Annotated in this window: 12 protein-coding genes; 1 reads left to right on the top strand and 11 read right to left on the bottom strand. The window is 73.0% G+C overall.

Annotated features, from left to right (window positions below; genetic code table 11):
• Positions 1-295 precede the first annotated feature (295 nt).
• The 11 genes from ACFWBW_RS04935 to ACFWBW_RS04885 form a co-directional block, all read right to left on the bottom strand.
• Positions 296-1,273: an NAD(P)H-quinone oxidoreductase gene (locus ACFWBW_RS04935; protein WP_385368465.1), complete on the bottom strand. Its 978-nt coding sequence runs from the start codon at positions 1,271-1,273 to the stop codon at positions 296-298.
• 38 nt (positions 1,274-1,311) lie between these two features.
• Entirely contained in the window at positions 1,312-2,412 is a 1,101-nt protein-coding gene (locus tag ACFWBW_RS04930) for a potassium channel family protein (RefSeq protein WP_385368463.1), read from the bottom strand.
• On the bottom strand, positions 2,400-3,731 hold the full coding sequence (locus ACFWBW_RS04925; protein WP_385368461.1) for a molybdopterin molybdotransferase MoeA: 1,332 nt from the start codon (positions 3,729-3,731) through the stop codon (positions 2,400-2,402). The genes ACFWBW_RS04930 and ACFWBW_RS04925 overlap by 13 nt, the downstream gene beginning before the upstream one ends.
• Positions 3,728-4,702, bottom strand: coding sequence for an NTP transferase domain-containing protein (locus ACFWBW_RS04920; protein WP_385368459.1), 975 nt, complete (start codon positions 4,700-4,702; stop codon positions 3,728-3,730). Before ACFWBW_RS04920 ends, ACFWBW_RS04925 begins: the two co-directional genes overlap by 4 nt.
• Positions 4,703-5,189: 487 nt before the next feature.
• Positions 5,190-5,729 (bottom strand): bacterial proteasome activator family protein, encoded by a 540-nt coding sequence (locus tag ACFWBW_RS04915; protein WP_356506752.1) that lies wholly within the window; start codon positions 5,727-5,729, stop codon positions 5,190-5,192.
• Between the two features lie 107 nt (positions 5,730-5,836).
• A complete protein-coding gene (locus tag ACFWBW_RS04910) occupies positions 5,837-8,683 on the bottom strand; it encodes an FtsX-like permease family protein (RefSeq protein ID WP_385368457.1) in 2,847 nt (948 codons plus the stop codon).
• Positions 8,680-9,411, bottom strand: a complete 732-nt coding sequence (locus ACFWBW_RS04905; RefSeq protein WP_385368455.1) for an ABC transporter ATP-binding protein — start codon at positions 9,409-9,411, stop codon at positions 8,680-8,682. Before ACFWBW_RS04905 ends, ACFWBW_RS04910 begins: the two co-directional genes overlap by 4 nt.
• A gap of 33 nt (positions 9,412-9,444) precedes the next feature.
• Positions 9,445-10,119: a PadR family transcriptional regulator gene (locus ACFWBW_RS04900; RefSeq protein WP_385368453.1), complete on the bottom strand. Its 675-nt coding sequence runs from the start codon at positions 10,117-10,119 to the stop codon at positions 9,445-9,447.
• 84 nt (positions 10,120-10,203) lie between these two features.
• On the bottom strand, positions 10,204-10,773 hold the full coding sequence (locus ACFWBW_RS04895; RefSeq protein WP_385368451.1) for a hypothetical protein: 570 nt from the start codon (positions 10,771-10,773) through the stop codon (positions 10,204-10,206).
• Between the two features lie 67 nt (positions 10,774-10,840).
• Entirely contained in the window at positions 10,841-11,275 is a 435-nt protein-coding gene (locus tag ACFWBW_RS04890) for a hypothetical protein (RefSeq protein ID WP_385368449.1), read from the bottom strand.
• A 104-nt stretch (positions 11,276-11,379) separates the two neighbouring features.
• Positions 11,380-13,062: a protein kinase gene (locus ACFWBW_RS04885; protein ID WP_385368447.1), complete on the bottom strand. Its 1,683-nt coding sequence runs from the start codon at positions 13,060-13,062 to the stop codon at positions 11,380-11,382.
• A gap of 262 nt (positions 13,063-13,324) precedes the next feature.
• On the opposite strand from ACFWBW_RS04885, the gene ACFWBW_RS04880 reads away from it, so the two are divergent.
• Complete coding sequence (locus ACFWBW_RS04880; protein ID WP_385368445.1) at positions 13,325-14,917, top strand: protein kinase; 1,593 nt, start codon at positions 13,325-13,327, stop codon at positions 14,915-14,917.
• The last annotated feature ends 41 nt before the right edge of the window (positions 14,918-14,958 follow it).

The following is a 14,958-nucleotide window of genomic DNA, read 5'->3' as shown; positions in this document are numbered from 1 at the left end:
CTGGTGGGGGCGGGTACGGGTGGTCGGCCCTGCGGGGCGGAGTCCCCGCAGTGACCTTTGCCGCTGCGCGGGGCGAAGTCCCCTACCCGCCCTTCCACCGTTCCCAGGGCCGGCCCTGACCCGGTCCTCAAGCGCCGGACGGGCTGGGAGGGGGTACCGGGCTGCGCCCGGACCCCCTGGGGCTCCGCCCCAGACCCCGCGCTCTCGAACGCCGGCGGGGCTGGATATGGCCGGACCCGCTGGGGCTCCGGCCCGGACCCCGCGCTCTCGAACGCCGGCGGGGCTGGATGTGGGGTCAGGTCGTCAGCAGCAGTTTGCCCACGTGGGTGCTCGACTCCATGACTCGGTGGGCCTCGGGGGCCTCGCTCATGGGGTACGTCGCATGGACCACCGGGTGGACGCGGCCCGTGGCGAGCAGGGGCCACACGTGTTCCCGTACGGCCGCGACGATCGCCGCCTTCTCCTCCAGGGGCCGCGCCCGGAGCGTGGTGGCGGTGATGGCCGCCCGCTTCGCCAGCAGGGCGGCCAGGTTCAGCTCCGCCTTGATCCCGCCCTGGAGCCCGATGATCGCGAGGCGGCCGTTCACGGCGAGCGCGTCCACGTTCCGGGTCAGGTACTTCGCGCCCATGATGTCCAGGATCACGTCGGCGCCTGCGCCGTCCGTGGCCGCCCGGATCTCCTCCACGAAGTCCTGCTCGCGGTAGTCGATCAGGATGTCGGCACCCAGCTCGGCGCAGCGAGCCAGCTTCTCCTTGCCGCCCGCGGTGACCGCGACCCGTGCGCCCACGGCCTTCGCGAGCTGGATCGCCATCGTCCCGATGCCGCTCGATCCGCCGTGCACCAGCAGGGTCTCGCCCGGGCGCAGACCGGCCACCATGAACACGTTCGACCAGACCGTGGAGACGACCTCGGGCAGGGCCGCCGCCGTGACCAGCTCCACTCCCGCCGGGACCGGCAGGAGCTGGCCCGCCGGGACGGCCACCCGCTGGGCGTAGCCGCCGCCGGAGAGCAGCGCGCACACCTCGTCGCCGACCGACCAGCCGGACACCCCGGGCCCGATCGCGGAGATCCGCCCGGAGCACTCCAGGCCGGGATGGGGCGAGGCGCCGGGCGGAGGGTTGTAGAAACCCTGCCGCTGCAGGACGTCGGCGCGGTTCACGGAGCTCGCCGCCACCTCGACGACGACCTCGCCGTCGCCGGCCACCGGGTCGGGCGCCTCGGCCCACACCAGGGCTTCGGGGCCGCCGGGCTCTTCGATGGTGATCGCATACATGGCCCGGAGGCTACCGGTAGGGCCCGCCGGGCGCAGGGCTACTCGGCCGACCCCAGTATCACCGGGGGTGAACTCGGCGGGATCGCGCGGACGATGGTGATCACACGGTCCGTCAGCTGGAGGGGGCTCGCGTGCGGATCGTCGTACGGGAGCAGGCGGTGGCCCCGCAGGACGCTGACGACCAGGTCGTCGGTGTCGCGGACCGATTTGCCGACCTCCGCGCGGTTCACCGGACGCTCGATCAGATCGAGTCCGCTGCCCTGCTGGATGAGGTCTTCCATCACCGTGCCCGCACTCGGGCTGAGGACCGAGAGGCCGAGCAGCCGGCCCGCCGCGCTCGCGCTGGTGATGACCGCGTCCGCGCCCGACTGGCGCAGCAGCGGTGCGTTCTCCTCTTCCCGGACGGCCGCCACGATCTTCGCGCCCCGGTTGAGCTGGCGTGCCGTCAGGGTGACCAGGACCGCGGTGTCGTCGCGCTGGGTGGCGATGACGATCTGACGGGCCTTCTGGATCTCGGCGCGCAGCAGGACTTCGGAGCGCGTGGCATCGCCGACGACCCCCGTGAACCCCTCCGCGTTGGCGATGTCGATCACCTTGGCGCTGGGGTCGACGATGACGACCTGCTCCTTGCTGAGGCCGGTGGCCAGCAGGGTCTGGAGGGCGGAGCGGCCCTTCGTGCCGAAGCCGACGACGACCGTGTGCTCGCGCAAGTTCTTCCTCCAGCGGCTGAGCCGCCACTCTTCCCTGGTCCGTTCGGTGAGGACCTCCAGGGTGGTGCCGACCAGGATGATCAGGAACAGCACCCGCAGCGGGGTGATCAGCAGGACGTTGACCAGCCGCGCGCTGTCGCTGTACGGGACGATGTCGCCGTAGCCGGTGGTCGACAGGGTGACGGTCGCGTAGTAGACGCAGTCGAGGAAGTCGACCTTGTTGTTGGCATTGTCGTGGTACCCATCGCGGTCGATCCACACGATCAGGACCGTCAGGGCCATGACGAACAGTGCCATCAGCAGGCGGCGCGTGACCTGACGGAGCGGCTTTTCGACGATGCGCTTGGGCAGTTTGATGCGGCGCGAGACGAGTTTCTCGTCGGCGCCGCGTGCCATCGCGTCGGATCCGTGAAGTTTCACGTGAAACATCCCCCTGAGGCCCACGGGAGATCGAGGATCTCCAGCTCCTGTCCGGACCGCGCCCCGTTCGGGGGTACGACGGCCAGCGCGTCCGCGGCTGCCACGCCGCGCAGCATCGCCGGCCCGTTGTAGCGCAACGGTACGGCGTGGTCCTCGGTCAGCAGCACCGGTACGAGGCGGGTGTCGTGCGGGTGGCCCGGTACGTCGCCCTCCACGGGCACCACGTACCGGGGGCGCGGACGCCGTCCGGCAAGGGCGCGCAGCAGCGGGTCGGCGAGGGTGAGCAGCCCGGAGACGGCGGCCAGCGGGTTGCCGGGCAGGCCCACCAGGTGGCGGCTGTCGGCGCCGTGGCCGAGGCGGGCCAGCAGCATCGGGTGCCCGGGCCGTACGGCGACCCCGTCCACGAGCAGTTCGGCGCCGGCCTTGGCGAGCACGGGGTGGACGTGGTCGACGGGGCCGGAGGCGGTGCCGCCGGTGGTGATGACCACGTCGGCGGCGGAACCGGTGACGGCCGCCAGCAGTGCTTCGGCGCCCGCCGGGTCGTCGCCGAGCCGCCGGACGGCGATGACCTCGGCGCCGAGCCGGGTCAGCCAGGGGCCCAGCATCGGGCTCAGGGCGTCGCGGATGAGACCGTCGTGCGGGGGGCCCTCGGTGAGCAGCTCGTCGCCGAGGACCAGGATCTCCACGCGCGGCCGGGGACGGGTGGTGAGCTCGTCGTACCCGGCGGCCGCGGCGAGGCCGAGGACGGCCGGGGTCACCAGGGAGCCCGCCGGCAGCAACAGGTCGCCGGAGCGGCACTCCTGGCCGCGCGGGCGGATGTCCTGGCCGGTGGCGACGGGCCGCTGCGCGTACAGCAGGGTGCCGGCCTCGCGGGAGTGCTCGCTGCGGATCACGGCGGTGGTGTCCGCGGGGATCCGGGCGCCGGTGGCGATCCGTACGGCCTCGCCGTCCGCGAGGGGTGCGGGGCGCTCGCTCCCGGCCAGTGCGGCCTCGCCGGGGCGGATGGTCCAGGGGCCGGGTCCGGCGACGGCCCAGCCGTCCATCGCGGAGGTGTCGAAGGACGGCAGGTCGCCCAGGGCGTCGAGGGGCGCGGCCAGCACCTCGCCGAGGGCGGCCGGCAGGGGGACCCGGTGGGTGCCGCCGCGGACGGCCGAGCCGGCGCGGGTGGCGGTCTCCCGGGCCCGGAGCCAGGTCGCGGCGCGGTGGCCGCCGCCGCCCCCGGAGCCACCGCCGGCGGCGTCGGCGGCGTCGGAACGGGGGGCGCGGCTGACCAGCGCGAGGGCCTGGTCGAGGGCGCGGTCGGCGTCGGTGCCGGGGTCGGCGGTCATCCGGAGCCGGTCGCTTCCGGGCCGGCGGCTTGCTGGCCGGTGGCCTCCGGGCCGGTGGCCTCCGGGCCGGTGGCCTCCGGGCCGGTGGTCTCCGGGCTGGTGGCCTCCGGGCCGGGGGACTCGCCTTCCTCGGCCCAGGCCAGGGCCAGTTCGGCGGCCTTGCGGGAGGCCTCGGCCACGGCCTGCGCGGGGTCGGCGCCGGTGGCTTCGGCTTGGGCCGCCGCGTAGCCGACGAGGAAGGTCGTCAGCGGGGCGGCGGGCCGGGCGACGCCGTGCGCGGCGTCACGGGCGAGGTCGAGCAGGGTCTTGGTGTCGACGGCCACGTCGATGCCCAGCTCGTTCTTGACGGCGGTGATCCATTGCTCCAGCACGGTTCCATGCTCTCTGATTCGGGCGCGGGCGGCGGCGAGATCGTCCCAGGTGTCGCAGTCGAAGGAGGCGAGCGGGGCTGCCGCGGTGACCGGGGCGAGGTCGAGTTCGGCGGTGAGGGCGCGCAGGGGGAGATTGTTCACCGAGCCGTGTTCGGTGGCCAGCAGGGCGATTTCCCTGCGCAGGGGTTCCGCGCGGTACGCGGCGACCAGGGGCTGGTCGCGGCCGTCCGGGTCCCGGAGCAGGGCTCCCTCCCGGGTGTGGTGCTCGGGCGCGTCGAGGGCTCGGAGCAGGGAGTGGACCGTGTCCCGGTCAAGGAAGGGCAGATCGGCGGAGAGTACGAGGACCAGCGGGGCGGTGGTGTGGCGCAGCCCGGCGTCCAGCGCGGCGAGGGGGCCGCCGCCCGGGGGGTCCTCCCGGGCCCAGTGCACGGGCCGGGACGTTGGCCTGCGGCCGGCTACGACGACGGTGGTGCGGGCGTCCGCGCAGGCGTCCAGGACGCGGTCGAGGAGGGGGCGGCCGCCGACGCGCAGGCCGGGTTTGTCGGCTCCGCCCAGGCGGCTTGCGGTGCCGCCTGCCAGGACGATGGCGTCGTAGGTCATTCCCCGAGTATGGGGGCGGGTGGGGCCGGATGGGCTGCGGCGTTTACCGGGTTCTTAACCGGTCGCCAGGGCGGCGGCGGTGACGCGTGCCGCTGCTTGCGGGGCGGAGTCCCTGGGGCGACGGTCGCCGCTGTGCGGGGCGAAGTGCGAAGTGTCCGCGGCACCCGTTGCCGCTGCGCGGGGCGGAGTTCCCCTACCCGCCCTTCCACCGTTCCCAGGGCCGGCCCTGACCCGGTCCTCAAGCGCCGGACGGGCTGGGGAGGGGTGCCGGGCTGCGCCCGGACCCCCCGGGGCTGCGCCCGGACCCCGCGCCTCAAACGCCGGCGGGGCTGCGTATGGCCGGGCCCCCTGGGGCTGCGCCCCGGGCCCTGGGCCTTGACCGCCGGCGGGGCTGCATAGGGCCGGGCACCCTGGGGCTGCGTCTGGCGGCTGGGGACATGGCTGCGGGGCCGCCCGGAGGCGGCCCCGGAGGGGGTGGCGGGGTGGGTTAGAGGTACGGGCCCGAGCGGATGGCGCCGTGGGGGCCGTCCTCGTCGTCCTCGTGGGAGGAGCCCGGCGGGAGGGCGCGGCGCATCTGCTCCAACTGGGCCCGCGCCGCCATCTGCTGCGCGAACAGGGCCGTCTGGATGCCGTGGAACAGGCCTTCCAGCCAGCCCACCAACTGGGCTTGGGCGATGCGCAGTTCCGCTTCGGAGGGGATGGCCTCTTCCGTGAAGGGGAGGGAGAGCCGTTCCAGTTCCTCCACCAGCTCGGGAGCCAGGCCGTCCTCCAGCTCCTTCACCGACGCTGCGTGAATGTCCTTGAGACGGACCCGGCTGGCCTCGTCCAGAGGTGCGGCGCGTACCTCTTCCAGGAGTTGCTTGATCATGCTGCCGATCCGCATGACCTTGGCGGGCTGTTCGACCATCTCCGTCACCGGGACCTCGCGCGACTCGTCATCGGCGCCGCCGACCGGCAACCCGTCCTGGCCCACGATCAGGCCGGGCGGGGGGCTGTCCTGCGACCGTTCACTCCTCGGCATCTCCATGCCGTCATTCTCTCGCACACCTTCGTATTCACACGGTGTGCCCCCGCACGGGCGTGATCCACCCTGTGCGGGGGCACCAACTGGGGCGGCAGCAGGCGCCGGAGGCGTCAGACCTCGCGGCGGGCCAGGGCTCCGCTCGAACGGGTGACCAGGGCCGCGAGCAGCGCCGCGCCCACCGGGACGACGATCAGCAGCCCGCCCAACGTGGTCCACGGCACCGCGATCGGGATGTACGGGACGGCCTGGGAGGCCGCCTCGTAGCCGCTCTCGATGCCCTCCCGGACCATGTCGGCCGCGGCCCGCCGTTCGGTGAGCCGGAGCCCGACCGCGGGCAGCATGCCGGCCGCGGAGCCCAGGAGCACGCCCATCAGGGCGACCACCCCGCACTGGAAGCCGCTGAGCGTGCGCCGCACCCGCGGCGGTGCGCCGACCGCCGCCAGGGTCTTCAGGTCGCCCTCGGCGTCCGCCTGCGCCAGGCCGGTGGCGATGCCGGCCGCGCCGATGGTGACCAGGCCCGCGAAGATGGTCAGGACGAGCATGGCGAGGCTGTCGTCGCCCTCGTAGCCCTTCTCGATCCGTACGTTCGTGTCCAGGCCCAGCTTGTCCAGGGCCCCGTCCAAGCGCTGGCGCTGCTCGGAGCTCGCGTCCCCGTCGAGGGTGAAGTACGAGCCGAAGGGGACGCCGGTGATGCCGGCGCTCTTCGCGGCCGAGGGCGGCAGGACCAGGGCCAGGCCGTAGCCCTTCACCGACTCGGGCACCTGGTACGCGGCGAAGACCTTGTCCTGGCCGGCCGGCGGCTCATCGGGTGCGGAGCCCGGGGCGGGCTCGGCCCGGCCCTTGATCAGCCGGACGGTGACCTTGTTCTCGCGCACGTTCTGCTTCTTGAAGGAGACGGCCTTGCCCGCCTTCAGCGCGGCCGCGGCGCCCGGGTCCTCGACGTCCAGGACGGACATCAGCTTCTCGTCGGCGATGACCAGGGAGTACTGGACGCCGAAGCGGTCGTGCTGGCACCGCCAGTCGCTCTGCAGCGCCTTCCGTTCGGCCAGGGTGAACGATTCCGGTCCGTTCACGGCCGAGTAGAGGGGACAGCGCTGCTCCTTCGGGATGACGATCTCGGCCTGCCCGCACTCCGGGTCGTCCCCGTACGGGGTGCAGCCCGGCTTGCCGACGGCGAGGCGGTCCACGTCGGCCCGTACGGCCACCGGGAGTTCCTTCGTCAGGGTCTCGCGCATCGCGGGCACGTCCCGGAACGCGCTGTAGTCGTTGGTCTCGATCAGACCGGCGTCGTACGGGAGCTGGGCGACGTACTCGTGCCGCGCCTGGATCTCCCTGCTGTGCTGGTACGTGGCCACGGCGACGGTGCCGGCGACGGCGGCCAGTACGGCGGCCACGGCGGGCGCCGTGCGCCCCCGGTTGCGGACGGCGTCGCGCAGCGCGAGGCGGGGCGACAGCGGCAGCCACCGGCCGGCCCGGCCGAACAGGCCGACCAGGGTGGGGGTGAGGGCGACGACGCCGAGCTCGGCGATGGCGCTGCCGCCGGCGACGACGGTGGAGCCCATCTCGGAGACGGAGCCGAACAGGGCGATGGCGGCGCCGGCCGCGATGGCGATCAGGCCGATGACGGGCAGCACCCGGTTGGCCCGGCGCACGCCGCGGCGGCCGGTGAGGGAGGCCAGCACGGTCTGCCGGGAGGCGTTGACCGCGGGGACGATGGCCGCGAGCAGCCCGGTCAGGACGGCGAGCAGGCCGATGGCGAGGAGCTCCAGCGGGCGGACGTCGAAGCTGCCGAACCGCTGGCCGATCGTGTCCTCCAGCACCGGGCGGAGCCCGACCGTGAGGGCGATGCCGAGAGCGGTGCCGACGACGGCCGCCGCGGCGCCGATGACGAGGCCGCCGGAGAGCACGATGGCCCGGATGTGCCGCCGGTCACCGCCGTTGGCGCCGACGAGGCCGAGCTGGCGGCGCGAGCGCCGGGCGCCCACCGCGAAGGCGGGTCCGGCCAGCAGGCAGATCTCCAGCATGGCAAGGCCGACGACGGTGGAGACGATGGCGAGTTCGGTGGCTCCGATGGTGGCGCCGGGCTCCCACCTGTCCCGGGGCTGCTCGGTGTAGAGCGGCACTTCGGAGTCGGCCGGCGGGTCCAGCAGCACGACGCGCGATTCGACGAGGAGGTGCTGCTTGGCGTTGGTCTCCTTGACCATGTTCCACGTGAAACCTTCGCCGCCGACCTTCACCAGGTACTCGTCCTGGGGTTCCACCCCAGTGCTGCCGGCGGCCTTGCGGTCCCGGTCGAGCGGGGCGAGCAGGGTGCCCGGAGGGGCCAGGAGCTGCGAGTTGTGCAGGTCGCCCGGCATCTCGTAGACGCCGACGATCTTGTACGAGCTCTTCGACTCGCGCGGGGTCACGCTGGAGCCGAGGAAGTAGCCGGACTCCTCGAGGAAGGCGCCGGTGGCGAGGACCTCTCCGGGAGCCTTAGGCAGCCGGCCGCGCTCCAGCGTCCACAGGCCCTTGACCAGCGGGCTCGCCGGGTCGATCTCGCGGAGCTCGGCGTGCATGATCCCGTGCCGGGTGCGGACCTTGGCGTGGGACTTGCTGTCCTTGACGGACTGCGCTCCGGCCGGGAACTGCGGCGCGTCGGCCTTGTCCCGGCGGTCCGAGATCGGGTCGTACTTGTCGTAGCCGCCTACCGGGGCGTAGCTCTGGGCGTCGGGGCTCTGGTAGATGGCCGTGTCCATGTGCGTCGAGGTCACCTTGGCGTCGGCCGCGCCGAGCACCCGCCCGAGGCGCTGCTCGGTGGAGAGCTCCGAGCTGCGCACGGTGAGGTCGACGGCGCTCACGCCGACGATCGGCAGGGCGATCATGGCCAGGACGAGGGCGCTGCGGCCCTTGGAGCGCCAGGCGTCGCGGCGGGCTATCCGGATCGCCGCGATCCAGGAGTGGTACGAGGAGATCACTGAGCGGCCGCCTGCCCGGAGAGCAGGGTGTCGGCCTGGCTGCGCAGGGTCTCGTCGACGACGCTGCCGTCGCGCAGGAACACCACGCGGTCGGCCCACGCGGCGAAGCGCGGCTCGTGCGTGACCAGGATCCCGGCCGCACCGGCGTCGCAGCGCGAGCGCAGCAGGGCGAGTACGGATTCCCCGGTCTCGGAGTCCAGTGCGCCGGTCGGCTCGTCGGCGAGGACGAGGCGGCGGTCGCCGACCAGGGCGCGGGCGATGGCCACGCGCTGCTGCTGGCCGCCGGACATCTCGTCGGGGAAGCGGTCGGCGAGCTGCCCGAGGTTCATCTCCTCCAGGGCCGCGAGCGCGGAGACGCGGGCCTTGCGGGCGGAGACCCCGTCGAGTTCGAGGGGCAGGGCGACGTTCTCGGCGGCGGTGAGCGCCGGGATCAGGTTGTAGTCCTGGAAGACGTACCCGATGCTGCGGCGGCGCAGGGCGGCCAGCTGCTTGCGGCTCGCGGTGGTGATGTCGGTGCCCTCGACGATCACCTTGCCGCTGCTCGGGGTGTCGAGTCCGCCGGCGAGGGTCAGCAGGGTGGACTTGCCGGACCCGGAGGGGCCCATGACGGCGACGAGTTCGCCGGGGTACACGGAGAGGTCGATCCCGCGCAGGGCGTGCACCTCGGTGGCGCCGCTGCCGTGGATGCGGACGAGCTGGTCCAGTTGCAATACGGGCTGGTCGGGCATGAAGGGTTCCCCCCTGGGACGTGGAGCGGTGGTTCAGACCCGCCGCGTGCGAGCGGTGCGGGAAAGAGACCGGTCGGTGGTCGTGGGTGTGGTCGGGACGGTGGTGGCCCCGGGGGCCCCGTGGCCCTCGGGCGGTTCGGCCTCGGCCGGTGCGCGCTCCCCGCGCGCGGACAGCCGTACGAGCCGGGACTCGCAGTGGTCGAGCCAGCGGGCCTCGGCCTCGGTCTGGAAGATCAGCTGTTCCAGGACCAGGAGCCAGGCGATGTCGTCGCGCTCCCCGGAGCGCCCGCTCTCGATGGCGGCGAGCGCTTGTGCCTTGAGCCGGGTGTAGTCCTGCATGGCCTGGACGGTGGCGTGCCGCTGGGCCTGGATGACGGCGCGGATGTCCACGCCGGGTGCGCCGACGGCCATGGCGAGTTTGATGGCGAGCTCGTCCCGGGGCGGGTTGGCCCGGTCGACGGGACGCTCGTACCACTCGCGCAGTTCGTGGCGGCCGGTCTCCGTGATGGCGTACAAGGTGTGCCCGGCGGTGTCCTCTCCGCCGGGGGCGACGAGGCCGTCGCGCTCCAGCCGGGCGAGCGTGGTGTAGACCTGCCCGACGTTGAGCGGCCAGGTGGAGCCGGTGCGGGACTCGAATTCGGTGCGCAGTTGGGAGCCGTACCGGGGGCCCCGTTCCAGCAGGGCGAGAAGGCCGTGGCGGATCGACATACTCAGTATGTATACCGAGTATGTACCTCGCCGCAACCATCCTGGGGCCTACGTCCTGAGGGGGACCCGAGGGGGGAACGGGGGCTACATGCCCCGGCGCAGCCGCATTCCCATGAAACCGAGACCCAGTCCCATCAGGGTGAATCCCGTTCCGAGCGGCAGCATGTGCGCGGCCAGGTCGGCGGCCCGCTCGTTCGGCTCGGTGCCGAGCGCGCCGACCAGCGGGGGTTCGGAGGGGGTCGCGGGAACCGCCGTGAGCTGCTCGGTGCGCGGGTGCGCCGGCACGGGGCGCGCGGCGAGCACGGTCTCGGGATTGGCGGGCTCGCCCACCGGCCGCCCGGGCCGCTCCCGCCCGGCCCCGGCGGAGCTTCCGGCGAGGTCCTCGAAGGCCCGGTCCGCCGCGTCGGCCACGGACGCGGGGGCGGCGACGGACGCGCGGGTGGCGACGTACGTGGGCGCGGCGACCGAACCGGACGCGGCAGCGGAACCGGGGGCGAAGGCGTAGCCCGAGGCGAACGGGAGGGCGGGGGTGAAGGCCCGGGCGGAGGTCGGGGCCGGTGCGGAGGCCGCGGCGTGCGCGGGCGCCGTGATCAGCAGCGTGGCGGTCGCCAACGCTGCCCCGGCGGTCCAGCGCAGCGCGCGGGCGTAGGTCACGGACTCAGATTTACATAACCGGACAAAAGCGGCATCCCGGACGGGCCGTAACGGGATCCGGGCCCGCTCAGAAGATCGGATTCTTCACGGATCCGGACCCGCACATGCTCCGGTAGCCGGCGTCGTCGAACGCCGCGGCCTCGACGCCGACCCGGTCGATCCCGCGCTTGTCCTGGAGGGTGGTCTCCCAGGTCTGGCTCTTGCCGGCCCCGCGCTTGTTGAAGCGCCAGGGCCAATCGTGCGAGCCGCCCCGGTGGTCCAGCGTGTAGAGCCTGATGCCGGCGATGCGGGCGTCGTCCGCGGTGTCCACGGACGTCAGCTTGATGTGGATCAGGGTGGAGCCGTTCATCCAGGTCCAGTCGGCGCTTCCGTAGGCGCCGGTGGCGTCACAGCTGGAGGAAGCGCCGACCGCCGAGGCGGGTGCGGCGGCGAGCGCGCTCACCGCCAGCGCTGCGGCGGTGGCGGTGAGGACGCGTACGAGGGTGCGCGCGGGACGGTGCAACAGGACTCCCGGAGGTGCGGCGGGTGTGACCTGCGCGTATGTATCAGAAGCGGCGCCCGGCGGGCGAACTCCGGTTCACCCTTCCGGGGAGCACCCGGGCCGGATCATTCCGGGTCGCCGGTGGAGATCCACAGGGTGAAGGTGACGCTCCTCGGGTCGATCTCGGTGTTGTCCACAGGAAGCTGTTCCAGGACGGTCCCCTCGCCGTAGACCGCCTCGTCCCTCGGCTTCGGGTCGTACTTCCAGCCGGCGGCGCGGATGCAGGCCTTCACCGAGACCTCGTTCATGTACCGGAAGTCCGGTGCCACCACCTTGGTGGGGTCGGAGCCCTTCCGGGCCTCCTTGCACTTCTTTTCATCGATCGTGCGCGAGATGTCCGGCCCCTTGTGCCCGGCCTTCGCCGGAGCGGACGCCGAGGAGGAGGAGCTCGGGTCCGTCGGCCCGGCCTTGTCCTTGTCGTCGCCGCCCAGGTCCAGCGCGGCGATCAGCCCGCCGATGGCCACCAGCGCCACCACGACGGCCCCCACCAGGACAGGGGTGTTCTTCTTCTTCCCGGAGCCCGCGGCATGCCCCTGGCCGCTCTGCCCGCCCTGCGGCGACATCGTGTACGGCGGCGGGGTCGACGCCCCGTACGGCGCGGGGGTCGGCGCCTGCTGGTGCAGCGGCTGCTGCTGCGGGTACCCGTAGGCCCCGGACTGCGGACCGGGCGGCGGCGTCGGCGCGTACGCGGACGGCACCGGGGTGTGCGGCGCCTGGTACGGATGCTGCACCGAGTGCGGCGGCGCCTGCAGGGCGGAGTCCACCGGCGGGAACACGGCCGAGCCGAGCCCGGCACCGCTGTTCGTCGGGTGCGCGCCCGGGACGATGACCGGGGCTCCGGTGTGCCCGGCGCCCGCCACCCGGGCGACCTCGTCGAGCATGGCGGCGGCGGTGGGGAAACGCTCGTTCGGGTTCTTCTTCAGGGCCCGCGCCACCAGCGCGTCCATCGCCGGGGTGACCGAGCGGTTGATGGAGGAGGGCGCGACCGGCTCCTCCTGGACGTGCGCGTACGCCATGCCCAGGGCCGAGTCGGCGACGAAGGGGACCCGCCCGGTCAGCAGCTCGAAGAGCATGATGCCCACCGAGTACAGGTCGGAGCGGGCGTCCACGGCCCGCCCGAGCGCCTGCTCGGGGGAGAGGTACTGCGGGGTGCCGACGACCATGCCGGTCTGCGTCATCGAGGTGACCCCCGACTGCATGGCCCGCGCGATGCCGAAGTCCATGACCTTGACCACTCCGCGCCGCGTCATCATGACGTTGCCCGGCTTGATGTCGCGGTGGACCAGCCCCATCTCGTGGCTGCTCTCCAGAGCGGCCAGCACGTCGGCCGTCACCTTCAGCGCCTTGTCGGCCGGCATGGCACCGTACTGCCTGATGTCGCCGTCCAGGACGGAGCCGAGCGGCTGCCCCTCGACGTACTCCATGACGATGTACGGCATGACCGCGCCGTCGGCCACCGCGGGGTTCGCGAAGGAGACGACGCCCTCACCGGTGTCGAATACCGAGACGATGTTGGTGTGCGACAGTTTCGCTACAGCCTGGGCCTCGCGGCGGAAGCGTTCGCGGAAGGACTGCTCGCGCCCGAGCTCGCTGTGCAGGGTCTTGATGGCCACCTGGCGGTCGAGCGCCGAGTCGTAGGCGAGATAAACGGAGGCCATGCCTCCCTCGCCGAGCAAGTCCCTTAGCTGGTAACGGCCACCGGCCAGAGAGCCGCCCGCGTACTGGCCCTGAGTGCCGTCCTGGCTCATGACTGTTGCTTCCCCTCGGGTGTGTCCCTACGCCTCTGGCTGAGCGCATGTCGGCCTCAGTCTGCCGGAGGGCAAGCACACGTCAAGCCAGGTTCCCGTTCCGTGACCACAAGGCCACAGGGGGTCCACAGGCGGTCCGTGTCGTCGGCCGGGGGCGTGCTCACCCGAACAACGACCGGTTGCGAGGCTGTAGCGTTCGTCGGAGCACACGATGAGGACCTACCGCACGAGCGGCGGCCGAGACAGACGACGGTGAGGACTGATGGCACCCGAACCCGAGGGAAGCGGCGCCGGGATGGCAGAGGGTCCGGAGCATTGGGGCGCGGGCGGCCTGGTGGGAGACGGCCGTTACCGGCTGACCCACCGTCTGGGCCGCGGCGGCATGGCCGAGGTCTTCGCGGCCGAGGACGTCCGGCTGGGCCGGACCGTCGCCGTCAAACTGCTGCGCCCCGACCTGGCCGAGGACCCGGTGTCCAAGGCCCGCTTCACGCGCGAGGCCCAGTCGGTCGCCGGCCTCAACCACCATGCCGTGGTCGCCGTGTACGACTCGGGCGAGGACCGGGTCGGCCCGAACGTCGTCCCCTACATCGTCATGGAACTGGTCGAGGGCCGCACCATCCGCGACCTGTTGATCAGCGCCGAGGCCCCGGGCCCCGACCAGGCGCTGATCATCACCTCCGGCGTGCTCGAAGCGCTCGCGTACTCGCACCAGCACGGCATCGTGCACCGCGACATCAAGCCCGCCAACGTGATCATCACGGACACCGGCGCGGTCAAGGTCATGGACTTCGGCATCGCGCGCGCCCTGCACGGCGCGCAGTCGACGATGACCCAGACCGGCATGGTCATGGGCACCCCGCAGTACCTGTCGCCCGAACAGGCCCTCGGCAAGGCCGTGGACCACCGTTCCGACCTGTACGCGACGGGCTGCCTGCTCTACGAACTCCTGTCGCTGCGTCCCCCGTTCACCGGGGAGACCCCCCTGTCGGTGGTCTACCAGCACGTGCAGGACGCGCCGATCCCGCCCTCGCAGCTGCCGGAGGGCGGCAACATCCCGCAGGAGCTCGACGGGCTCGTCATGCGCTCCCTCGCCAAGGACCCGGACGACCGGTTCCAGAGCGCCGAGGAGATGCGCGGGCTGGTCCAGTACGCCCTGCAGATGCTGCACGACCAGGGGCCCAACACCGGCACCTGGAACACAGGCCCGGTCACCATGGCGCTGCCGCACGGGCGCGGCCCGGCGCAGACCACGGCGATGGCGACGCCCGGCCAGGGCCAGCCCCCGTACGGCTCGCACTCCAACACCTCGCAGTTCCAGCAGCCGATGGTGCCGCCGCTGAACCCGGACGACGGCTCCGCCTACCCCGGCGGTGGCGGGAACCACGGCGGGAACGGCGGGTACAACGGCTCCGGCGGGTACGACGACCACTCCGGCGGCGGCAAGTGGAAGATGTGGCTGTTCGCGGTCCTCGCCGTCCTCGCGGTCGCGGGCGGCGTGGCGTACGCGGTCGACAACTTCGGCGGCAACAAGAAGGAACCCGGCACGGGTACGACCCCGTCGTCGAACTCCGTGTCCTCCCCGGCAGGTACGACGCAGGACACTCCGGAGCCGGAGGCCTCGACGTCCAAGCGGACGCCGGAGAGCTCGTACACGCCGGGCCCGAGCCGCAGCAAGTCCTCCACGCCGAGCTACTCGTACTCGCCGTCGTACTCCCCGTCACCGACGCCGACGCCCACCCCGACGCCGACGCCCACCCCGACGCCGACGCCCACGCCGAGCCCGTCGAAGCCGACGTCTCCGGCGCCGTCGCCGTCGAAGCCCGAGGGCGACGCCAACCCGGGCGAGGCAGAGTAGTTGCGCCGAGGTACGGGAACGGGGCGGGGGGGGGGGGTGGC

Source organism: Streptomyces sp. NPDC059957, from assembly GCF_042730015.1.
Classification (GTDB): Bacteria; Actinomycetota; Actinomycetes; order Streptomycetales; family Streptomycetaceae; genus Streptomyces.
The sequence above is the reverse complement of the archived record's forward strand: the minus strand, read 5'-3'. Positions and strand labels throughout refer to the sequence as shown.

Bases quoted from the DNA above. Each gene is read 5' to 3' on its own strand.
- ACFWBW_RS04935 (WP_385368465.1), bottom strand. From the start codon at position 1,273: ATGTATGCGATCACCATCGAAGAGCCCGGCGGCCCCGAAGCCCTGGTG.
- ACFWBW_RS04930 (WP_385368463.1), bottom strand. From the start codon at position 2,412: ATGTTTCACGTGAAACTTCACGGATCCGACGCGATGGCACGCGGCGCC.
- ACFWBW_RS04925 (WP_385368461.1), bottom strand. From the start codon at position 3,731: ATGACCGCCGACCCCGGCACCGACGCCGACCGCGCCCTCGACCAGGCC.
- ACFWBW_RS04920 (WP_385368459.1), bottom strand. From the start codon at position 4,702: ATGACCTACGACGCCATCGTCCTGGCAGGCGGCACCGCAAGCCGCCTG.
- ACFWBW_RS04915 (WP_356506752.1), bottom strand. From the start codon at position 5,729: ATGGAGATGCCGAGGAGTGAACGGTCGCAGGACAGCCCCCCGCCCGGC.
- ACFWBW_RS04905 (WP_385368455.1), bottom strand. From the start codon at position 9,411: ATGCCCGACCAGCCCGTATTGCAACTGGACCAGCTCGTCCGCATCCAC.
- ACFWBW_RS04900 (WP_385368453.1), bottom strand. From the start codon at position 10,119: ATGTCGATCCGCCACGGCCTTCTCGCCCTGCTGGAACGGGGCCCCCGG.
- ACFWBW_RS04885 (WP_385368447.1), bottom strand. From the start codon at position 13,062: ATGAGCCAGGACGGCACTCAGGGCCAGTACGCGGGCGGCTCTCTGGCC.
- ACFWBW_RS04880 (WP_385368445.1), top strand. From the start codon at position 13,325: ATGGCACCCGAACCCGAGGGAAGCGGCGCCGGGATGGCAGAGGGTCCG.